The following is a 22318-nucleotide window of genomic DNA, read 5'->3' as shown; positions in this document are numbered from 1 at the left end:
GCGTTTAGCCAGTTATCCTTTTCATTTTCCCATTCCGCACCGCTAAAAATAGCGCTTATCTTGATTAAAATTGCAACTGCCCGAAAATATTTCCGTCTTTCCAGCTAGAAATCCGAATAAAATAGCCTTCTTTTACGGAAATACCTGGTGTCCACTGATAAACTGCATCCCAATTTTGGTTAAATCTTTTCCCTCACCCCCAGCCCCTCTCCCAAATTTGGGAGAGGGGAGACATAATTCTAGTTCCCCTTCTCCCAAATATGGGAGAAGGGGTTAGGGGATGAGGGCTATCAAGGTTTTTGCACCTGACGGGATGCTCCCCTCATAAACTCCATCGTTAGCGGTACGGGAAGAAATGTTTTGGATAAGTTTGTTCCCATCGTACAACTTAATCGAGACATCGCCGTTAAAATTATCCTGCCACAATCTTAAATAAGGCTGATCCTTTTTTGGAAGTAGTTTCTTCCCTGGCTGACAAATCAGGTCTACTGATTTAGTTAAGTGGGGGCATGAAACAAGAATCTCCCGCTACATCTTTATAATTAGCAGTGAGAGAATCAATTGCTAGGTATTTTGTAATAAGTCTAATGACCCAGATTAAGCCTGAAGTAAAGCGCACAGAAGAATTGCGCCAGTTATTGCAACAAGCCAGCTTCGCTTATTACGTTTTAGATGCTCCAATTATGGAGGATGCAGTTTATGACCAGCTATATCGAGAATTGCAACAACTAGAAATTCAATATCCAGAATTAGCGACTCCCGATAGTCCGACTATGCGCGTGGGTGAGCTTAAGCATACGCAGTTTACCTCGGTGCGGCATAATATCCCCCTGTACAGCCTAGAGAATGCATTTAATATCGATGAGTTCCAAGCCTGGGATCAGCGTTGGCGGCGACAAGTACCGAAAATAGACTCGGTGGAATACGTCTGTGAACTCAAAATTGATGGTTCTGCTTTGGCTCTTACCTATGAAAATGGCATTCTAGTAAGGGGTGCAACTAGGGGTGATGGGGTGACAGGTGAAGATATCACCCAAAATGTGCGGACAATTCGCTCAATTCCCTTACGTTTGAATTTTGAAGGGTTAGAAATTCTAGAAAGGGTGGAAGTCCGCGGCGAGGCGTTTTTACCGTTGGAAGTATTTAAACAAATTAACCAGGAAAGACAAAAAGCAGGTGAGCAATTATTTGCCAATCCTCGTAATGCCGCATCTGGTACACTCAGACAACTAGACTCGCGCATTGTCGCTAAACGGCGATTAGATTTCTTTGGCTACACCTTGCACATTGCTGGTAGAGATGACACCAGTATTGCCAACACCCAATGGGAAGCATTAGAGTTATTGGAAAAGATGGGTTTTCGAGTCAACCCCAACCATAAACTGTGTGCCTCGATCGCAGAAGTGGCAAAATATTATGAATACTGGGATACGGAACGCCTGAATTTACCCTACATGAGTGATGGGGTAGTAGTAAAGCTAAATTCTTTTAAACTTCAGGAACAGCTAGGGTTTACCCAGAAATTCCCTCGCTGGGCGATCGCTCTAAAGTACGCAGCCGAAGAAGCACCCACTCGTGTAGAAAATATTGCTGTAAATGTCGGACGAACGGGGGCGTTAACGCCGTTAGCCGAGATGCGCCCGGTGCAACTGGCGGGGACAACAGTTTCTCGCGCGACTTTACATAACAGCGATCGCATTACTCAATTAGACATCCGCATTGGCGATACTGTTATTGTCCGCAAAGCTGGAGAAATCATCCCAGAAGTGCTGAGGGTACTAAAAGAACTCCGCCCCTCTGACACTGAACCTTTCATTATGCCCACCGATTGCCCAGTCTGTGGTCAACCAGTGGTGCGAGAATCAGGTGAGGCGGTAACGCGCTGCGTCAATGCTTCCTGTGCAGCGATTCTTAAAGGTTCCATTGAACATTGGGTAAGTCGTGATGCCTTGGATATTAAAGGCTTGGGGGAAAAGCTGGTACATCAACTCGTTGATAAAGGTTTGGTACATTCCGTTGCCGATTTATATGAGTTGACACAAAGCAAATTGTGTGCATTAGAAAGGATGGGGGAAAAGTCGGCAGAGAAATTAGTGGATGCGATCGCTCAATCGAAAAACCAACCTTGGTCAAGGGTATTGTATGGTTTAGGCATCCGTCACGTTGGCAGTGTGAATGCCCAATTGTTGACTCAGAAATATTTCACTGTAGACCAATTAGCGACAGCAAAGCAATCAGAGATTGAAGGAATTTACGGTATCGGTGCTGAAATTGCCCAATCTGTGTACCAGTGGTTTCGGATTGATGCCAACCAAAGGTTAATAGAACGCTTACAAGCAGAAGGATTGCAATTAGCTGCCACAGAGGAAACAAAAACAGTTGCTGATGGTAATCAAAAGTTCGCAGGTAAAACTTTTGTAATTACGGGAACATTGCCAACCTTAAAGCGAGATGAAGCGAAGGCTTTGATTCAAAAAGCTGGTGGTAAAGTGACTGAATCAGTCAGTAAAAAAACAGATTATTTAGTACTAGGAGAAGATGCAGGTTCTAAATTAGAAAAAGCGCTTTCCTTGGGAATTACGCAATTAAGCGAGCCGCAGTTGTTAAAGATGCTTGAAGATTAATGTATATTTGGTCAACTCGTCACACTCATATCAATACTAAATAAAATCAATGTCTGAACAAAAGCCCCTAAGCCCCTGGAACTACAAACCTTGGTGGTGTCAACCCTGGTCTATAGTTCTCACAGGTGTAACCCTGATTGGTGGTAGCTGGTTACTATTTAAAACTATCTGGCTAACAGTTCTCATCTCCATCCCTGTAGTGACATGGATGGGGTTTTTTGTGTTATTTTGGCCACAACTAATGATTCGCAGTGGGATTTTGGAGTCATATAAGGACTAATTCGAGTAAAACGTCCGAATATTCCCATATTTATCGCCTAGTTGTTTGGCACGAGGCGCGACTACACCGCGCCCTCGCTTGTAACCTGAATTGTCAGGTTATGTGGAAAAATCACGAAACACCTAACACCCTTCCCGACGCTCTAAGGCGGAAAATTCAAAGTCTCTCTTCCTTTGAGGAGAGAGAAATAGAAGTGAGGTTTTTCAGATACCGTGAAAAGTCAGGCTTATGACAGTTGCGTAAGTCCTGATTAAGCAGATCGCTGCAATCCATTAACAGCTAGATCGAGAGTACCTGCTGAATTTGGAGAATAAGCGATATCTAGAGAAACACTACCTTCTATCGTCTGAGTGCCACCAATTAAAGGAGTTCTAGTACCTGTTGCAAAAGCTTTATCTGCTACATTAAACACCAAAGGAGATGGGCTAGAATTGTCAGCTGAGTTAATATCAATGTCAATAATCTTTCCTGGGGTTAACTTCAAGGTACTAAAAACAGTTTGAGCCTGAGTTTGGGCGTCTATAACCGCTTCGCTAAGAACCTGCAAACGTGCCTGCTGCAATGCTTGGTCTGAGGCAGTGAAGCTTATATTCTGTATTAAATTTGCCCCTGCTTGGATAGCTGTGTCAATTGCTGCCCCAGCGCGAGCCGTTGGTAACTCAAACTGAAGTGTGTTGAGTTCTGTAAAGCCAGTTAAGATTTGACTATCATTATAGACAGGATTTAGTTGAATAGATGTAGTTTGAAGTTCTTGCGCCCCAAGCTTTTGCAGCACATCAACTACTGCTGTTGAACGTTGAGCAGTTTTTTCTTGAACTTCGGTTGCGGTTTTTCCGTTTACTTGAATCCCCAATTGCACCTCAGTTAAAGTAGTGGGAACGGTGACTTCTCCTTGACCAGTAACGTTCAATATCTGAGCAGTGTTTGCATTAGTGCTACCAGTCAGGGGATCGACGATCGCAAAAGCCGGCTTACTCGCACCTGTGAGATTATGAGTAGCCGAAGCGAGAGTAGCTGCTGAATTTGGAGAATAGCCGATATCTAGAGAAACACTACCTTCTATCGTCTGAGGACTACCAATTATAGGAGTTGTAGCAATTCTTGCAGCGTTCTGTGTTGCATTAAACACCAAAGGAGATGGGCTAGGATTGTCAGCTGAGTTAATATTAATGTCAATAATCTTTCCTGGGGTTAAATTCAAGGTACTAAAAACAGCCTGAGCCTGAGCTTGGGCGTCTTTAACCGCTTCGCTAAGAACCTGCAAACGTGCCTGCTGCAATGCTTGGTCTGAGGCAGTGAAGCTTATATTCTGTATTAGATTCGCGCCTGCTTGAATAGCTGTGTCAATTGCTGCCCCAGCGCGAGCCGTTGGTAACTCAAACTGAAGTGTGTTGAGTCCTGTAAAGCCAGTTAGGGTTTGAGTATCATTATAGACGGGATTTAGTTGAATGGATGTAGTTTGAAGTTCTTGCGCCCCAAGCTTTTGCAGCACATCAACTACTGCTGTTGAACGTTGGGCAGTTTGTTGTTGAACTTCGGTTGCGGTTTTTCCCTGTACTTGAACCCCCAATTGCACCTCAGTTAAAGTAGTGGGAACAGTGACTTCTCCTTGACCAGTAACGTTCAATATCTGAGCAGTGTTTGCATTAGTGCTACCAGTCAGGGGATCGACGATCGCATGAGCCTGCCCACTCACAACTATGGGATTATTTGTCTTAGCCATCTTATTTTCCTTGCTTAAATGATGTTTGAAACCTGTTGATGTTTTAATCTAACAGCATGTCTGAAAACTAAGAAAGCCCACTCAACGGTATCCTGTCAGTAGAAAAAATACTTAAGTATGACAGCGTTACGAGAGCCATGAATCCATCATACCTAATTAACTTTCATCGCCGCAGTGGTAATTGCTATCGGCACTGATTACAGCAGCTAAAAAAGGCAGTAGAAAACGCAGTGTTGAGATGTCAGAAGTAGTGAATGCAATCTTTTCACGCCGCCATCTGCGACTTAATATTATGTAACAAGTTAGTCGAAATTAAAAGGGTCATAATTGTAGTATTTAAGGCACTATTGCCATCTGGTAAGTAGGTCAAATTAAATATAAAACCTCATCCTAAATCCCAGGGCTATTTCATTCTAGTTTTACGGCAGTTTTTAGGAATCTTTTTCAGAAAAATAATAATTTAAACGCGATTTAAGTTGAGAACCGTAGTTTTTGCCCTCACCCTAAATCCCTCTCCCAAGTCTGGGAGAGGGACTTTGAAAACGTCACATTTTAGAATGAAATAGCCCTGCCCTCAATCCGGCTTCCCTCTCCTTAATAAGGAGAGGGATTGAGGGTGAGGTTTGATCTTATATTTAATTACGCCTACCTACTTATACCCAAACCAAGTGAGTTATTTTGGATAGATATATTTATCAGTTAGTGGGTGAGTCTTCTTCAGGTAATATTTCATCTATGCTGAGTACCCACGGTATATCTTTATTAACTGAACTACTAATAGTAATTCGACCTCTGTTAGTAAATCTTTTTAACATATTGGTGAATTGGGGAACAGTTCTTATAATGTTCTGATAACTTTCTATATCAGGGCAAATCATGATTAATATCAGAATTCCACTATTAATTTTGAAATACCAATGGCAACTTGACAACAAAATCCGTGTGATGCGATTGCCCGCCAAGAAAAAGTTTTGTTTTATTGCTTCTTCAAGTTGTCTGAACAGTATTTTACTCAATTGAATTGTCCGATGGGAAGGCAAATCATCGGGAGATAGGTAGGGGTGATTCATAAGATTTTTATGCGTTTTAAGAAATTTTAGACAAGATTCCAATTTTCATAATTCTTGCTTTTGCGTAACAATCCACTGCAAATCTAACCACAATTGAGGATAAATCTTTTTAATCTGCGATTTAGGATCGTGTAACAATTTTGTAGCATTCACACAAACAACTTCAACTAGTCCCAGATATTCTGCCACTTCTATCAGTAATTTTTTTTCTGCCACTACAGCAGCAATCAGTCTATCAGGACAGTAAATCCTTATATATTTGGCATGAGCGATATACGCTCCTTTTGATTTAGAATTTAGCACTTTTACATAGCAGTAGCGGAGTAATTTCCACGCTCTTGGGTGAGCTTGTTCAATAATAAGGGTAAACTGTTGAGCTAAGTCTTCTTCGGTAATCATTACTCTCTCCATTATTATTGTTCTAAAAACTGTAATTTCATCTCATCTATGCACAGTAAAGGTGACACAGCATTGCTAATGGTGTGTGCATTTATATCTGAGTAAAATTAACAATTTTTAGTATGGGTAAATTTTACCCATACGGTAGAATTTGTTGGTAAGTTTTCTACGGCTTTTCTTACTTTCCTATCAAGCATCAAAGCTGAAACCGATTACTAAAACTGTATCAATCGCTGCTTTATAGTAAATTAATTGGTATAAAGCAAAGTTACTGAAAATAGAATTAAACAGCCAGAATAACTCTTGTGCAAGTGGCAAATGAATCAGAGCAAAATTTTTTGCATATTGCAAGAGAATAGGCGATATTTATGATATTCTGGTTTTAGAGGAAATAAAAAGTGCGATCGCCACGGGAAAGTGCAAATACGCCATCGCACAAAATATCTTTGATTGTGGTTTTGCCTTGGTATATTTAGTTAAATCCTCTACGGCTTTTTGAAACTGAGAGATTAAGCTTCTGTGCAGAGATGAGCGAGAATGTGCTGCAAAGTTAAGCGATCGCTCCCGCGACTACGAAAGTTGACCACTAAATTAGAAATTTGGTGGGGATTATCGCTTTTTCGGTTAGAATGCCCAACTGAATTCTGACGACTGGCGTCTTTATTCTGTTCGATAAAATAGCGGTATCAAAATATAGCGGTTCTCGTTTATGTAAGGTACATCGGTAGGGGCTTGTCTAAGACAAGCCCCTGCACCTGGCGATATAATTTTGTAGCGCATCTGAATGGGAACCGCTATATCAACTTTAGCAAAACCGTAGCTTTGACATACCTCCTCGTCCAGCATGAGCGAGGATTCCTTGACGCTTCACAGAAACCTGCTACTAAGTAGTCTTACAGTCTCTCCACGTCCGTTTAAAGTCTCCCAATGCCCTATGGCGACTTAGACATCTTACCAGAAAGCATTGCGTGAAGCACGGGGTTTTAAACCCAAATTTTCGATAAGCGTCTCAAGCAGCAATCCATTGCCTGAAGGTAACTGCTAATTTACCACTTGGCTGCCATGACTGCGAGGATCTTCTTGATTAGCCGTTGGTGTTACTGGGGCTGAAAATTTGGAAACTTTCCCACTAGCTTGAGCATAAGGGAGAGACGAACCAGTAACTAAAGCTTCTAAGTTGCTAGCCATAATTGTCCGGGGTTGATCGCCGATCGCTTGGGCTATGGTTTCCCCTTGCTGACTCAAAAATACAAAATGGGGAATCCCATCTACCCGATATTTCAACATCTCTGGTAGCCACTTAGTATTATCCACATTCAGCATCACAAAATTCATCTTCTCAGCATACTTTGTTTCCAGTTGAGTGATATCTGGGGCCATTTTCTGACAGACAGTACACCAATCAGCATAAAACTCTACTAGAGATGGTTTGCCGTTGCTGATTGCTACTTCTAGTGGTGTGGATGTATCACTTAACTTGGCTAGAGTTGCCGAGGTTGTTTCAGTTCGCAATCCTAAGACAAGGGCAACGCTAAGGGCGATCGCTACCATTACAATTAAAAAGTTTCTCAAACGCTTCCCGAAGTTGGATTCAGACTTATCGGCAGAATTAACAGGTGAATCAGTACTCATAACACAATTATTAAAACTTTTTAAGCAATTTCTTCTTTAGTTTAGCTGACTCTAGCCGCTCTTAAATACGTAATTTTATCTTGGAAATGGGTATTACAAATAAGTACTTTAGATGAAATAGGTTTTCAAAGATGATTTTAAGCTTCAAAAATACCACTGCGGTGTGTGCCGTATTTTTATTAGTCAGCCTTGGCAGCTTTCACACATCAGCCATTGCCACTGTAAATAAGCAGTTTCAATTGATAGCACAGAGTAAAACCCCGTCACACCCAATTTTTAAATCTATTTTGCCCAAATTAAACCAGAAAACTCAGATTCGTATTTTATTGCCGAGGTTTATTCCTGAATCAGATGGTGAAAATCCAATTTACGCGATTATAGAAGCTGCTACACAAAAAAAGTACGAAATTTTACTGGGTTTCACTCCCGACTGTAATGGTGCTTCTGCCTGTCGTTTAGGCGTTGTTACGGCTGAAGCCGTAACCCGCAAAACACCCCGTCTGACTGGGAAACGTGTATCCTTAGCTAAGGGAATCACTGGCTATTTTGTAGATTTTACTTGTGGTGCTGGTTGCTCAGATGCTACCTTGGCTTGGAGACAACAGGGCGTGCAATATGTTGTTGGTTTAAAAGCAGGCGATGGCTGCGCCAACGTCTGCGACGAACGCACTTCTTTACTAAAAATGGCTAATTCTGCGATTAACTAATTCTGGATGTTTCAGTAAAAAGATTTTCTCGGAACAGATAGAGGTTGATATTTAAGCAAATCATCATAGTAATATCAACTTTTGTTTGCTCTATTGTCTTGTATTATATGAATAATTGATGGCACTAAAGAAACAACTATAATTAATCCAATAATCGGTAATAAATACTTATCTACCTGTTCAGGCGGCAGAGATTTTCCTAAGAAAAACCCTAAGATAGTGATGCCGAATGTCCAAAGAAAACCACCGATTAAGTTGTAAGACATAAATGTGCGATAATGCATCGCCCCAATCCCAGCCACAATCGGTGCAAAAGTCCGTACAATAGGTAAAAAACGTGCTAAAACAACCGTTTTTTTACCGTGCTGTTCATAAAAGTTTTGGGTTTTCACAAGATGTTTTTTATGAAACAACCATGAATCTTCCTTATTAAATAGTCTTCTGCCAAATTTATGCCCAGTAAAATAGCCAACATTGTCACCTAAGACTGCACAAACAAAAGCACCAAAAATCAGAACCCAAATGTTCAGTAAATTCTGAGATGCGACAAATCCAGCAGTGAATAATAAGCTATCCCCCGGTAGGAAAAAACCAATTAACAAGCCAGATTCAGCAAATACAATCGCCCAGACTCCAAAATAGCCGAGTGATTTAATCAGTTGTGGTAAATCCAGATGCATAGAATTTTTTACATTTCAACAATAGATCCACAACATCTTAACGTTTAGCAATTTTCCCGAATAAAAAGTAATATTAAATTTACGTAAAGTTATTGTGTAATCTGTAGAAATGTAATTATAGATGGCATATTTTATGTTATAGGTGCAGGATGCAAAGGTATTTGAAAGTACTAAGACTATTTTGGAGTGCTGCGATCGCAGCTGAGTTAGAATATCGAATTAACTTTTTCATAGCTACCCTCAGCAGCTTGGGAAATCTTGCGGGCAGCCTCTTTGGACTATTCTTATTTTACCGGACTGGTTATACTTTTAGGGGCTGGTCATGGGAAGCAGCTTTAGTAGTTCTAGGAATTTTTACCTTACTACAAGGATTTTCTGCTACTTTTTTGGCGTCGAACTTAAATCGCATAGTCCGCCATGTCCAAGAAGGCACTTTGGACTTTATATTATTAAAACCTATCCGCAGTCAGTTTTGGCTTTCCACCCATACCCTTTCACCTTGGGGGCTGCCGGATCTAATTTTTGGTAGTATTATTATTGGCTACGCAGGTAAACGCCTTGGTGTAGGCATAGACGACTATCTACTTGCTATGCTGCCGTTATTGTTCAGCTTGGTGATTCTCTACAGCCTGTGGTTTATGCTGGGAGCGACGAGTATCTGGTTCGTTAAAATATACAACGCTACCGAAGTATTACGTGGTTTGTTAGAAGCTGGAAGATATCCGATCGCAGCATATCCTACAGCTTACCGTTTTTTCTTCACCTTTATAATGCCAGTAGCGTTTTTAACTACTGTACCAGCCCAAGCGCTACTGGGACGGAGTGAAATAAGCTGGTTGATAGGTGCGGCAATATTAGCAGTAGCATTATTTTTCGCTTCCACTTGGTTTTGGCGATTTGCCTTACGGTTTTATACCAGTGCTTCGAGTTAGAGAGCTACAGCAGCGCCTTTCGACTAATGTCAATTAACTAATTGTTTGTCGTCTTAACAAATTAATGTCATTTCTCTAAAATAGCTACAAGTATTACAACATAAAGGATATAGCTTTTATCGTTCAACGCTGGGAAGCGGGATTACCTGCGCTACCAAGTTTGATTAATCACCGATAATTAGATATCTGCCTGATAAAAAAGACACGTCGCAGCATCTATAAACGTGGATATGTAAGCGCGGGTAAGTCAGTGACTTGTGATGTTTATAAACTGCTGAATAAACGTAGTTGCGCTGTCTTGCCCTTTAGCGCAACTACGAGCCAGTGATGATTATTTGCGCCCACTTACTTACTACTTGCTATATAATTATCAAAAATTTGTCTAGCAAGATTTTTATAAATCAGATTACTTTCCTCAAGTGCATTTTGGCGTAGCGATCGCACTTCCTCTTGATTTAACTTGCCGATTTTACTTAATTATATCTGTTATTGTCGGGGCAATTCATGAATTGCCCCGACGGATATGTTGAATAAACTTTAATATTATTTCTTTTGGTTTCTCGTCAGAGATAACAAAACTTGCCAAGACATTTAAATCTAAATTTGGTAGAAATTCACTTTTTGATATTGACTCATATTTATCACCACGTAGATAATATAATGAAAACTGATTATTCTGCCAAAACCAAACCTCCGCTACTCCTAAACCTTGATAAATAACTAAATCATCAATACCCCCACTTGTCACAACCACCTCAATAGCAAGATCGGGAACAGGTTTTTCCGAATCAAAACAATAACACTCATCTGGCTCTATTCCTCTAGCGGCTGTTTGTTTTCTAAAAGTAGTCGAGCCTAAAGGATAAAAATCAATACCAGTTTCTAAAAAATCGGCTTCTAGCAATAAAGCAATAATCTTTTTATTAAACTTATGACGACGACTAGGGGACATTATTTCTAAAGTACCTTCTAAATATTTCAGGCGATAATGAGAATTATTTGGAAACCCTTGTAATAGTGTCTCATATATATCCCAGGTAATCCCATTCATCAGTAAGATTTGGTCAGAATCAACATTCTTTAATGCTGACTGACTAATTAATTCTTCTAAGCGGCTAAACTTTTCTAGGAAACCTAACATTATCACTGCTCCAAAAGTGCCTTAATCTCTGCCATAATTTCAGCTACTCGCCTATCTTTCTCTAAGATATCAGCCACTAATTGTTCTGGGGGTAAATGCTCAAAATCTTGCTGATTATTTGGGTTTTTGCAATCAAGATTAGAAATCGCCCAGTAAATAGCATCTCCTTTAGCCTTCTCATCTTTAGCAATCTCGCGCTGAATTTGCTCCGCAGTTTGAGCCTGTTTAACCTCATCCTTGACTACCTGAATCTGATTTTTAATCTGTGCAATGGGGAAGCTTGATTTTGAACCAGCCCCAAAAAAGACAGTCGGCGACATTAATTTGTTAACGCTTGCAAGAGCAACTTTGATGACATTAATTTGTTAACAGTGATATTAATTTGTTAACAGTGATATTAATTTGTTAACGACGACAAATAATTAGTTATTCGACAACAAAAAATCGGGATGACTGGATTCGAACCAGCGGCCCCTTCGTCCCGAACGAAGTGCGCTACCAAGCTGCGCCACATCCCGCCATAAATATGGCATCCTAAATTAACAATATCACAACCCGTGCCAAATTACATAATTACATCTATGCGATCGCTTCACCCAAGGCTTTGCTTGCTACGATTAAATTTGTATAACTCTAGTGGTAAAAGCAGATTGTGACTGTAAAACCAGACTGGTTGCGGGTGAAAGCACCTGGGCGTGAGCGCATCGGTAACGTTAAAGATATTTTGCGGGATTTAGCCCTCAATACAGTTTGTGAGGAAGCCTCCTGTCCGAATATTGGTGAATGCTTCAATGCTGGGACTGCCACATTTTTAATTATGGGCCCGGCTTGTACACGCGCTTGTCCCTACTGCGATATTGATTTTGAAAAAAAACCTAAACCACTAGACCCCACCGAACCTGCACGACTAGCAGAAGCTGTTCGCCTCATGAAACTTAATCATGTGGTAATCACTTCTGTAAACCGAGATGACTTGCTTGATGGTGGTGCGTCTCAGTTTATCGCGTGTATTAATGCGGTTCGCACTGTTTCACCAAACACCACAATTGAGGTACTAATTCCAGACTTGTGCGGTAATTGGAATGCTCTAGAGTTGATTCTACAAGCTGCGCCAGAGGTATTAAACCATAATACAGAAACTGTTCCACGCCTCTATCGCCGCGTGCGTCCCCAAGGAAACTACGATCGCACATTAGAATTATTGCAGCGAACTCGTCAAGTTTCTTTTCACACATACACTAAATCCGGTATCATGGTTGGACTCGGTGAAACTGATGCCGAAATTCGCCAGGTCATGCAAGACTTGCGAACTGTCGATTGCGACATTTTGACAATTGGGCAATACCTCCAACCCAGTCAAAAACACTTGCAAGTAAATGAATTTATCAACCCAGAACAATTTGCTGCTTGGAAGGCATTCGGCGAAGAAATCGGATTTTTACAAGTTGTTTCTTCCCCATTGACAAGAAGCTCATATCATGCAGAACAAGTCAGGGAATTAATGGAACGTTACCCCCGGTTTAAAAGTTAGAAGTTAGGAGTTAGGAGTTATGAGTTATCAGTTATGAGTGAGCAGATGTACTCCAACTCAAAATTATCGGTTGCAATTCTTGGTACAGGTGCTTGGGGTGCATCTCTAGCAAATCTCGCCGCAGCAAATGGTCATCAGGTACGCGTGTGGTCGCGTCAAGGTTCCCAAATCCAAGTAGTTTTAAAAGATGTCCAAATAGTTTTGTCTGCTATCTCAATGATTGGTGTGAGAGATGTTGCTTCCCAAGTCCAGTCTTTTCCTCTTTCTCCAGAGACAATTTTTGTCACAGCCACGAAAGGCTTAGACCCCGAAACCACCTGTACGCCGTCGCAAATTTGGCAAACAGTATTCCCTAACCATGCAGTAGTTGTTTTGTCTGGGCCTAATTTATCTAAAGAAATTCAAATGGAATTACCAGCAGCAACGGTGGTAGCGAGTAATATTCCCACGGCTGCGGAAATAGTGCAGTTAGTATTTTCTTCTGGGCGTTTTCGGGTATATACTAATCCCGATCCTTTGGGCGTGGAATTGGGGGGAACACTGAAAAATGTGATTGCGATCGCAGCCGGTGTATGCGATGGTTTACAACTAGGAACCAATGCCAAAGCTGCTTTAGTCACCCGTGGGCTTACAGAAATGGTTCGCATCGGTAACAACTGGGGTGCGAAGACAGAAACATTTTATGGTTTATCAGGTCTAGGGGATTTGTTAGCAACCTGCAATAGTCCCTTAAGTCGCAATTACCAAGTCGGCTATCAGCTAGCTGGTGGTAAGTCACTTACAGAAACTCTCGAAAATTTACAAGGAACTGCTGAAGGAGTGAACACTTGTCGGGTTTTGATGCAACGAGCCAAGCAACAAAACATTCCGGTTCCAATTACTGAACAAGTTTATCGTTTACTTCAGGGTGAAGCCACACCCCGACAAGCACTTGATGAACTGATGCTGCGAGATATCAAGCCAGAGTACAACTACTAGAGCATCGATTAAATAATCAAAACCAATACGTTTGGGCTAAGGAAAATTGTAGGTTGGGTTAAGCAAAGGGGAACCCAACAAAGCCCCAGAAATGGGAGCATCCCAATTTTGCTTAAATCTTTTCCCTCACCCCCAGCCCCTCTCCCTTCAGATGGCAGAGGGTAGACATAATTCTAGTTCCCCCTCTCCCTTCAGATGGCAGACGGTAGCCCTCATCCCCTAACCCTTCTCCCTTCAGATGGCAGAGGGTAGACATAATTCTAGTTCCCCTTCTCCCAAATATGGGAGAAGGGGTTAGGGGATGAGGGCAAACACAAAGTTTTTGCACCTGACGGGATGCTCCCCCAGAAATGTTGGGATGGGATTCCCGCCGATTTTTGTTGAAATTGACGGGTTAGCACGACACAAAGAGAGTATTTAATAACTCCCCCACGTTTTCTATCTCCGTGTCGAGAGAATTTTTGCCGTTAATACTAATCACTTCTCCAATATCTATTAGCTCTACTTATACCTGAATAATCCTGAGAAAAAATTCGGAAATCGTCAGGATATCACTTTTGTAGCCATGTAAATGTGACTATGCCAATTATAAAGATGACATTCACTGAAGGATGTTTATACCGTGTTATAAAAATTACCGTTAAAACCTATCAAGGTTGAAATGTTAACTAAGTAGTTGAAATATTGAAAACCTAGCTGCCGATTTGAATAGCTATTGGTTCAATCAAAAGTTTATCAGCCGATTAAGTTCAGTAATGCTGTATCCAATCAAACCCTTACAGTTAATTTCAAAAAAAAATTGTAATGGAACGTTCAACATGTTAGTTCATCGTAAATCACGGGAACAATAGCAACAGTTGAATAGCTGACCGTAATCTAAGCTGACCGAAATCTATTGTTACCTGGAGCCATTGAGACGATCTTTATGCCAGCAACATCTTTTTATGCAGACGCCCCCTACAACACCAAAAAGTCTAGCCAGGCTTTGGACTCGGATCTCACGGTTGATGACAGTGAGTTATCGGTAGATGATTTACAGGAGCTAGAGATGGCTTCTGCTGAGAATGCTAACTTTGCTGCTAACACTAACCGTCGGAGTACAGACCTAGTACGTCTATATCTTCAAGAAATTGGTCGGGTTCGCTTGTTAGGGCGGGATGAAGAGGTTTCAGAAGCTCAAAAAGTCCAGCGTTACTTGCGGATGCGGATAGTGCTTGCTAATGCCGCAAAGCAAGGAGATGAAGTAATTACGCCCTATCAGAGGTTAATTGAAGTTCAAGAACGTCTGACCTCAGAACTAGGACATCGCCCGTCTTTGGAAAGATGGGCTACCACTGCTGGTATAATGGTATCGGATCTCAGACCGACTTTGGCAGATGGCAAACGTCGCTGGGCGGAAATTGCCAAGTTGACTGTAGAAGAGTTGGAGCAAGTTCAGTCCCAAGGACTCCAAGCAAAAGAACACATGATTAAGGCTAATCTTCGCCTAGTTGTGTCTGTTGCTAAGAAGTATCAAAATCGCGGTTTGGAATTGTTGGATTTAGTCCAAGAAGGCACACTAGGTTTGGAGCGGGCTGTAGAAAAATTTGACCCCACTAAGGGTTATCGCTTCAGTACTTATGCTTACTGGTGGATTCGTCAGGGAATTACCCGGGCGATCGCTACTTCTAGTCGCACGATTCGCCTCCCTGTCCATATTACCGAAAAGTTAAACAAAATCAAAAAGGCTCAACGCAAAATTGCTCAAGAAAAAGGTCGCACCCCTACTCTAGAAGATTTAGCAACTGAGTTAGAGATGACACCGACCCAAGTCCGAGAAGTTTTGTTACGGGTTCCTCGCTCCGTTTCTTTGGAAACCAAAGTAGGTAAGGATAAAGACACTGAGTTAGGCGAATTACTCGAAACTGACAGTGTAACCCCAGAAGAGATGCTAATGCGAGAATCTTTACAAAGAGATTTGCATCATCTTCTGTCAGATTTGACTAGCCGAGAACGCGATGTAATTTTGATGCGGTTTGGCTTGGCTGATGGTCATCCTTACTCTTTAGCAGAAATTGGCCGCGCTCTCGATTTATCACGCGAACGAGTCAGACAAATAGAATCCAAGGCTTTGCAAAAGCTACGTCAACCCAAACGTCGCAACCTCATCCGCGACTATTTGGAATCTCTAAGCTAACGTGAGCTTTCAAGGAAGGGCATTCGTTATGCCTTAAGAGAAACAATCTAGTTTCCTAAAAGTTTGACGAACCTCTTCCTGCTTTGAAGAACAAAAACCTCACCCTGTCCTGACGGACATCCCTCTCCAAAGTATCGGAGAGGGAAAGGTTTTGCATAGCAGAACCAGGGTTTTGAAAAACAAAAACCTCACCCTGTCCTGACGGACATCCCTCTCCAAAGTATCGGAGAGGGAAAGGTTTTGCATAGCAGAACCAGGGTGAGGTTTCTTTGGGCTATTTGATAACCTGTAAATTGCGTCAATAGAGACTTGTAGCAAATTATTTGCATTTAATTGGACAAAAGTTTCCCTAGACCTTTGCTCAAATATCTTGAAGGCGGGGATCAACTGAACAATTCAAAATTAACTTATGCAAAATTCAACGTCAAGGGATGTAATCGTTACAAGTATCCTAATTATTAGCTGTATGCAAATTAAATGCAATACAGCTTATTAATTGAATTTTGCTCAAGATTTGGTGAATTGTTCTTAAATATTTAGGATATATTCTCAATAGGCAATGATTGTTGCAAATTGCTCCCAAGATTTGTTATATTCTCAATTAACGAGCTTTGTTGATAAATATTAGTATGACTGTCTACACAACTACTTCACTCAAGGCAGAACTGAATGAACGAGGCTGGCGATTAACTCCCCAGCGCCAAACAATTTTACACATTTTTCAAGAACTTCCGCAAGGTGAACATCTAAGTGCGGAGGATCTTTATCATCGGCTAGAAACTGATGGTGAAGGGATCAGTCTGTCAACTATTTATCGGACTTTGAAGTTGATGGCAAGAATGGGAATTTTACGGGAACTAGAACTGGGCGAGGGACATAAGCATTATGAAATCAACCAGCCCTATCCCCATCACCACCATCACTTAATTTGTGTGAGATGCAACTCTACTATTGAGTTTAAAAATGACTCAATTTTAAAAATTGGCTCCAAAACCGCTCAAAAAGAAGGTTTTCACCTGCTGGACTGTCAAATGACCATCCATGCAGTGTGTCCCAAGTGCCAACGGGCGCTGATGCCGCTTTAGCACTTGGGTGGGTAATTAAAACGAAACTACTCAAATTAACCAAATAAGGGGAATTTTGAGCAGTTCGTAATTTGTTGTTACTGGAGGCAAGCAACCAGTTGAGGACTGATACTAACAATGCCAAAGCGGATGTTAAAAGCGTCCGCTCTTAAGATCCTTGAGGCTGATGCCGTAGAATTCTTGGGCTTGTTTAATTGCTTTTTTGGTGTCATTTGCCATCACACCGTTCAGCTTGCCTTTATAAAAACCCCGCTCCCGTAGTCGCGTTTGGATTTCTAAGGTATTAAATTCGCTTTTGCTAGTAGTATTAACTGAGTTATATAACTTAGCTCGGGTAGTTGGGCCAGCAACACCACTTGCTGACAAGTAATTAGCTGCCTGGAATCTCCGTACAGCATCGGCAGTGTAAGGGCCATAGTAGCCATTTGGCTCTCCCTCTAAATATCCTGCCCGGATTAATTGTTCTTGAAGTACTCTAACTGGTTCACCGCGATCGCCTACACGGAATTTATCTCGATTGACTACCTTTGTGGGAGCCTCTTCTCCATCACCAATGCCAGTTCCTGGCAATTTAGCTAATGTTGCTGGGCCAACAACTCCATCAACGCTTAATTTGTAAGAATCTTGGAAGCGCTTGACAGATTCTTCGGTAATTGGGCCAAATATTCCTGTGGCGTTCCCGTAATAAAACCCTGCGACTCTTAAGCGTTCTTGCAAACCTCTGACATCTTCACCTTCATCACCCTTAGCAAGGTAATTAGGATTGCGGCGCTTGCTGGTGGCTGAACTAGCTGAACTAGTGGTGCTGGGCTTTTTGGTTTGTGTATTTACAGCAGTGGACTTTTTAGTTTGTGTAGCCGTAGTTGTGGGCTTGTTCGCTTGCCAACTTTCTAATTTTTGCAGGGTGTTTGCCCCAACAATGCCGTCCACGGGTAGACCAGCCGCCTTTTGAAAGCGCTGCACAGCTTCTTGTGTGGATGCGTCATATACTTGAGTAACAGAAGATTGGTAAAAACCTGCTGTTTTCAACTTTTGTTGTAGACTTCTGACAGAAGGGCCTTGATCGCCTTTTTCTAGTGCCATGACGCTGCTGACGGCGCCAAGAATAGACAAGGACAGAGCAAGGGGCAACATATACTTCCAAGCCCTACCTGAAAGCCGTTTCCAGTCTGGTGCAGCTGCGTCCTTAAACAAGGAACTGAGGGAGACCAATTGACTGGGTGTGCTGTCTTCGTAGGCGAAAGCTAGGTGCAAATACGCAAGATTTTCCATATTTGTTTCCTACACCATTGATTTTTCTTCGATCACTGCTTCAGCTTGATGTACTAGGTTCCTCAAAGCTTCTAATGTTCCTATATTTACATCCTCCCACAAATTGCGCTTGTGTGCTTCTAATAATTTTTCTGCAATATCACGCAGTGCATAAGGGTTCTTTTCTTGAATAAATTCCGAGACGACCGGATCGAGCAAGTAAGCTTCTACTATGCCTTGATACATATAATCTTCGACACATTTAGCTGTTGCATCGTAGGCGAATAAAAAATCTACCGTCGCCGCCATTTCAAAGGCTCCTTTGTATCCGTGGCGCATGACTCCCGCAATCCACTTGGGATTAACTACGCGAGAACGATACACCCGGGCAATTTCTTCTTTAAGTTGGCGGACTCGTGGTTTGGCGGGTATGGAATTATCACCAAAATAAGTTTCAGGATTTTTTCCCTGTAGAGAACGCACCGCCGCAGTTAAGCCGCCCTGAAATTGGTAATAATCATCAGAATCTAGTAAGTCGTGTTCACGGTTGTCTTGATTATGTAGGACAACTTGCATTTGGGATAAGCGTTGCTTGAAGGCTTCGGGGGAGGGGAGGGGGGAGTTAGGAGTTAGGAGGGGGGAGTTAGGAGTTAGGAGTGAGGAGTTAGGAGTTAGGAGTGAGGAGTTAGGAGTGGGGAGGGGGGATTGGGGATTAGGAAGAATTTCTGCTCCTCTGCTCCCCTGCTCCTCGGCGCTGTTTCCCGATGAGTAGGCGTAAGAACTCCAGTTGATGTAGGCGCGGGCTAAATCTTCGTCATCTGTCCAGTTTTGCGATTCGATTAAACCTTGGAGTCCTGCGCCGTAGGCACCTGGGCGAGAACCAAAGATGCGATAGCGCGATCGCACTACGGCTTGTTCTAAAGTTAATCCTTGGCTTGTCCACAAATCAGTTTCTTGGCGAACTGCATCGGCGAGGGGATTTTGTTCTGGCGGTTCATCTAAGTCTGCTACTGCTGACACTGCTTGATCGAATAAGTCAATTAAGTTGCCAAAAGCATCGCGGAAGAATCCCGAAATTCGCAAGGTAACATCTACACGAGGACGCCCCAAAATCGCTAGGGGCAAAATTTCAAAATCCACTACTCGCCGCGCTGCACCATCCCATACTGGTTGGACTCCTAGTAAAGCTAAGGCTTCGGCTATATCATCACCGCCTGTTCTCATGGTGGCTGTTCCCCACAATGATAAACCTAGTGTTTTGGGGTACTCACCATGCTCTTGAGTGTAATATTCTACCAGGGTTTCAGCTGCTTTTCTGCCGATATCCCAAGCTGTTTCTGTGGGAATGGCGCGAATATCGACAGAATAAAAGTTTCTCCCTGTTGGTAGAACTTCTGGGCGGCCGCGTGTGGGTGCGCCAGATGGGGCGCTTGGGACGTAACCGCCATCGAGTCCGTGTAATAAGTGGGTGATTTCTTGGGGGGTTTGTTGTAAAGCGGGAAGGAGGCGATCGCGTATCCAGTTAAGGACAATGGGGAGTGGGGAGTTGGGAGTTAGGAGTGAGGAGTTAGGAGTTGGGAGGGGGGAGTTGGGAGGGTGGAGGGGGGAGTTAGGAGTTAGGAGTGAGGAGTTAGGAGTTGGGAGGGGGGAGTTAGGAGGGTGGAGGGGGGAGTTGGGAGTTAGGAGTTGTTCTACTAGGAGGGCGGCGTGTTCTTCTAGGACTTCGACGATATCACCGAGGGTACGGCATTCTGTGCCATTGACGATTGAGTATTCACCGCTAGGCATTGACAAATCGGCTGTGAGGGGATCGAAGTCTAGATGCCAATGTTGAGCTATGGCGCGGGTGATACCTGAAGAATGGCGATTGGGTATGCGAGCGATCGCTACTATTAAATCTCGTAGCTGGCGGCCTTGGGGACATTGCCCAAAAATATGCAACCCGTCGCGGATTTGGGCTTCTTTCAATTCACAAAGATAGCCACCGATGGAATTCAAGATTAAAGATTCAGAATTAAAAATTTCTGTTTCATAATGGAATCCTAAATCTAAATGGAGATTCTCTTTGATTACCAGTTCGTGGATGCGATCGCGAATCACTGGTAAACGCGAAGGATCTAAACTATCGGCTTCATAATATTCATCAACTAAATTTTCTAACTGTTGCAAAGAACCGTAGAGTTCCGCACGAGTCATCGGCGGCGTGAGATGATCTATAATCACCGCTTGAGCGCGACGTTTAGCTTGGGAACCTTCACCCGGATCATTCACAATAAACGGGTATAAGTGGGGAAGTGCGCCGAAAGCCACTTCTGGATAACAATTACTAGATAAAGCCACACTTTTACCGGGTAGCCATTCTAGATTTCCGTGTTTCCCTACATGAACTACAGCATCAGCACCAAAACATTCTCTTACCCAATAATAGAAAGCTAAATAAGCATGGGTTGGTTCTAAATCCGGTGCATGATAATTCAAACTGGGGTCATTATCATAACCCCTTGCTGGCTGAATTCCCACAAAAACGTTGCCGAGTTGAATTCCGGGAACGGAGATAGAGGCAGAGGGGCAGGGGGGCAGGGGGGTAGGGGGGAATAATTCTTGATTGCTTACCTGTTCTCCCACTCCCCACCGTTCAGTGATACCTTGCTGAACTGCTGGCGGTAATGAAGCGAAATACTTTTGATAGTCTTGCCAAGAAACACTTTGGTGTACTGGAAGCCATTCTTGACCTTCTGGATCATTGGTTACGCCATCTGTCAAGCGTTGAATCAACTCATCTCCTTGAGCCGGTGGATTTTCTACTTCATACCCAGCCTGATGTAAAGCTTGCAGGATTTCTACACAACTAGCTGGGGTGTCGAGTCCTACACCATTGGCGAGGCGGCCATTGCGGTTGGGGTAGTTTGCCAAAATTAGGGCTATTCGGCGTTTTTGGGGGGGTTTGGAACGCAGACGCGCCCAATTTGCTGCTAGGTTAGCAACGAACTCGATGCGATCGCTTACTGGTTCATAAATTACTACATCTGTCTCTAGATGGGGATTACGAGTTTGTACGGCTTTAAAAGATACAGCACGAGTAATAATCCGCCCATCTACTTCTGGTAGCGCCACATTCATCCCAATATCGCGGGGAGAAAGCCCTTGAAACTGTGACTCCCACTGCTCAATTGAGCCGCCACTGAGGATTACCTGCAACACAGGCACATCTAATTTTTTCCATAATTCAGTTTGGGGTGTTTCGCTTTCTAACCGTGCTAGAGAAAAACTGGTGGTATTCAGCAGCACAGCTATTGAATCCGCTTCTTTGGGTTGAAAAAATTCACTCAACTCAACTTGCACATCCGGTTCACGCAATGAAGAAACAAACACTGGCACAGGTTGTAAATTTTTCTGTACCAAAGCTTCGCATAAAGCATCAATTACCTTGGTATTTCCCGCTAAATAATGAGCGCGGTAGAAAAGGATGCCAATTTTTGGCATGGGGCATAGGGCATTAGTTATTCTTTCTCCCCCTGCTCCCTCATCCCCCACTCCCCATTCATACAATCCCACACGCCCAACTGGACGGGGTAATGGCGGATTGTATGCAGTTAACAGGCAACTGTCAGAGATAAATTGCAGAGCATTCACGAAATTTTCTACGCCGCCTTCGCTGAAATACTGCCATACCTGATTAACAATATTCACAGGCACGGTAGACTGAGAAATTAAGTCGGGATCAAAAGCGTCGTCCCCTGGCATTACAATAAGGGTTCTACCATTACGTTGCACAATTTCTTGCACTACTTCTAAACCATAACTCCAGTAGGAACGTCCTCCTAACAGGCGCAAAATAATTACTTGGGCAAGTTCTAAAACTTGCTCACCATAAGTATCTATGGTTAACTGTTGCTGTAACTGCAAGAGATTGGCCACTCTTAATGCCGGAAAGCTTGCAGGTAATTTTGTCACCGCAACTGCCAAAGTTTGAATGTCGGTATCAGCAGCCGTAATCAACACGAAAGGCGCTGGAGTTTGTTCTATAAAAATTAAACCTTCTGACTGATTCCATCCACCCGATATGCTACTTGTACGATGCATAATGCTGTATTACCGTCTTAAACTAT

General features: G+C 42.7%; 18 protein-coding genes and 1 tRNA gene. 8 read left to right on the top strand and 11 right to left on the bottom strand.

Features of this window, described 5'->3' with window-relative positions:
• The first annotated feature begins 587 nt into the window (after nucleotides 1-587).
• Together ligA and V7K73_RS25080 are read left to right on the top strand one after the other, a co-directional pair.
• Nucleotides 588-2624: an NAD-dependent DNA ligase LigA gene (gene ligA / locus V7K73_RS25085; RefSeq protein ID WP_334884060.1), complete on the top strand. Its 2037-nt coding sequence runs from the start codon at nucleotides 588-590 to the stop codon at nucleotides 2622-2624.
• 49 nt (nucleotides 2625-2673) lie between these two features.
• Nucleotides 2674-2904 (top strand): DUF6737 family protein, encoded by a 231-nt coding sequence (locus V7K73_RS25080; protein ID WP_334884058.1) that lies wholly within the window; start codon nucleotides 2674-2676, stop codon nucleotides 2902-2904.
• Nucleotides 2905-3154: 250 nt separating this feature from the next.
• Here V7K73_RS25080 and V7K73_RS25075 read toward each other — a convergent pair whose 3' ends face one another.
• From V7K73_RS25075 to V7K73_RS25055, 5 genes are all read right to left on the bottom strand, one after another.
• Nucleotides 3155-4627, bottom strand: coding sequence for an SIMPL domain-containing protein (locus V7K73_RS25075; protein ID WP_334884056.1), 1473 nt, complete (start codon nucleotides 4625-4627; stop codon nucleotides 3155-3157).
• Nucleotides 4628-5322: 695 nt separating this feature from the next.
• The gene (locus V7K73_RS25070; RefSeq protein ID WP_334884054.1) at nucleotides 5323-5697 is read right to left on the bottom strand and encodes a hypothetical protein; all 375 of its coding nucleotides are present in this window, start codon (nucleotides 5695-5697) and stop codon (nucleotides 5323-5325) included.
• Between the two features lie 45 nt (nucleotides 5698-5742).
• The gene (locus V7K73_RS25065; RefSeq protein WP_334884052.1) at nucleotides 5743-6096 is read right to left on the bottom strand and encodes a hypothetical protein; all 354 of its coding nucleotides are present in this window, start codon (nucleotides 6094-6096) and stop codon (nucleotides 5743-5745) included.
• A 660-nt stretch (nucleotides 6097-6756) separates the two neighbouring features.
• A complete protein-coding gene (locus V7K73_RS25060; protein ID WP_334884050.1) occupies nucleotides 6757-6942 on the bottom strand; it encodes a hypothetical protein in 186 nt (61 codons plus the stop codon).
• A gap of 195 nt (nucleotides 6943-7137) precedes the next feature.
• Complete coding sequence (locus V7K73_RS25055; protein ID WP_334884048.1) at nucleotides 7138-7728, bottom strand: thioredoxin family protein; 591 nt, start codon at nucleotides 7726-7728, stop codon at nucleotides 7138-7140.
• A 131-nt stretch (nucleotides 7729-7859) separates the two neighbouring features.
• On the opposite strand from V7K73_RS25055, the gene V7K73_RS25050 reads away from it, so the two are divergent.
• Nucleotides 7860-8435: a hypothetical protein gene (locus V7K73_RS25050; protein ID WP_334884047.1), complete on the top strand. Its 576-nt coding sequence runs from the start codon at nucleotides 7860-7862 to the stop codon at nucleotides 8433-8435.
• Between the two features lie 74 nt (nucleotides 8436-8509).
• Here the strand turns inward: V7K73_RS25050 and V7K73_RS25045 are convergent, their stop codons facing one another.
• Entirely contained in the window at nucleotides 8510-9115 is a 606-nt protein-coding gene (locus V7K73_RS25045; protein ID WP_334884046.1) for a DedA family protein, read from the bottom strand.
• 149 nt (nucleotides 9116-9264) lie between these two features.
• On the opposite strand from V7K73_RS25045, the gene V7K73_RS25040 reads away from it, so the two are divergent.
• Nucleotides 9265-10047 carry an ABC transporter permease gene (locus V7K73_RS25040; protein ID WP_334884044.1) on the top strand — a complete coding sequence of 261 codons (783 nt, stop codon included), beginning with the start codon at nucleotides 9265-9267 and terminating at the stop codon, nucleotides 10045-10047.
• A 502-nt stretch (nucleotides 10048-10549) separates the two neighbouring features.
• On the opposite strand, the gene V7K73_RS25035 is transcribed toward V7K73_RS25040, so the two are convergent.
• The 3 genes from V7K73_RS25035 to V7K73_RS25025 all read right to left on the bottom strand — a co-directional run bounded on the left by V7K73_RS25035 (nucleotide 10550) and on the right by V7K73_RS25025 (nucleotide 11706).
• Nucleotides 10550-11188: a Uma2 family endonuclease gene (locus V7K73_RS25035; RefSeq protein ID WP_334884042.1), complete on the bottom strand. Its 639-nt coding sequence runs from the start codon at nucleotides 11186-11188 to the stop codon at nucleotides 10550-10552.
• Between the two features lie 2 nt (nucleotides 11189-11190).
• Nucleotides 11191-11508 carry a hypothetical protein gene (locus tag V7K73_RS25030; RefSeq protein ID WP_334884040.1) on the bottom strand — a complete coding sequence of 106 codons (318 nt, stop codon included), beginning with the start codon at nucleotides 11506-11508 and terminating at the stop codon, nucleotides 11191-11193.
• Between the two features lie 124 nt (nucleotides 11509-11632).
• Nucleotides 11633-11706, bottom strand: a tRNA-Pro gene (locus V7K73_RS25025).
• A gap of 134 nt (nucleotides 11707-11840) precedes the next feature.
• Between V7K73_RS25025 and lipA the strand changes: the two genes are divergently transcribed.
• The 4 genes from lipA (at nucleotide 11841) to V7K73_RS25005 (ending at nucleotide 16958) form a co-directional block, all read left to right on the top strand.
• On the top strand, nucleotides 11841-12719 hold the full coding sequence (gene lipA, locus V7K73_RS25020; RefSeq protein WP_334884038.1) for a lipoyl synthase: 879 nt from the start codon (nucleotides 11841-11843) through the stop codon (nucleotides 12717-12719).
• A 45-nt stretch (nucleotides 12720-12764) separates the two neighbouring features.
• Nucleotides 12765-13697 carry an NAD(P)H-dependent glycerol-3-phosphate dehydrogenase gene (locus V7K73_RS25015; RefSeq protein ID WP_334884083.1) on the top strand — a complete coding sequence of 311 codons (933 nt, stop codon included), beginning with the start codon at nucleotides 12765-12767 and terminating at the stop codon, nucleotides 13695-13697.
• Between the two features lie 925 nt (nucleotides 13698-14622).
• Nucleotides 14623-15873 (top strand): RNA polymerase sigma factor SigC, encoded by a 1251-nt coding sequence (gene sigC / locus V7K73_RS25010; RefSeq protein ID WP_334884036.1) that lies wholly within the window; start codon nucleotides 14623-14625, stop codon nucleotides 15871-15873.
• Nucleotides 15874-16502: 629 nt separating this feature from the next.
• Nucleotides 16503-16958: a Fur family transcriptional regulator gene (locus tag V7K73_RS25005; protein ID WP_334884034.1), complete on the top strand. Its 456-nt coding sequence runs from the start codon at nucleotides 16503-16505 to the stop codon at nucleotides 16956-16958.
• A gap of 132 nt (nucleotides 16959-17090) precedes the next feature.
• On the opposite strand, the gene V7K73_RS25000 is transcribed toward V7K73_RS25005, so the two are convergent.
• Nucleotides 17091-18230 carry a peptidoglycan-binding domain-containing protein gene (locus V7K73_RS25000; protein WP_334884033.1) on the bottom strand — a complete coding sequence of 380 codons (1140 nt, stop codon included), beginning with the start codon at nucleotides 18228-18230 and terminating at the stop codon, nucleotides 17091-17093.
• Between the two features lie 9 nt (nucleotides 18231-18239).
• Nucleotides 18240-22292, bottom strand: a complete 4053-nt coding sequence (gene cobN, locus V7K73_RS24995) for a cobaltochelatase subunit CobN (RefSeq protein WP_334884032.1) — start codon at nucleotides 22290-22292, stop codon at nucleotides 18240-18242.
• Between the last annotated feature and the right edge of the window lie 26 nt (nucleotides 22293-22318).

This window comes from Nostoc sp. (assembly GCF_036916975.1).
Taxonomy (GTDB): Bacteria; Cyanobacteriota; Cyanobacteriia; order Cyanobacteriales; family Nostocaceae; genus Nostoc.
This window is presented reverse-complemented; position numbering and strand designations above follow the sequence as displayed.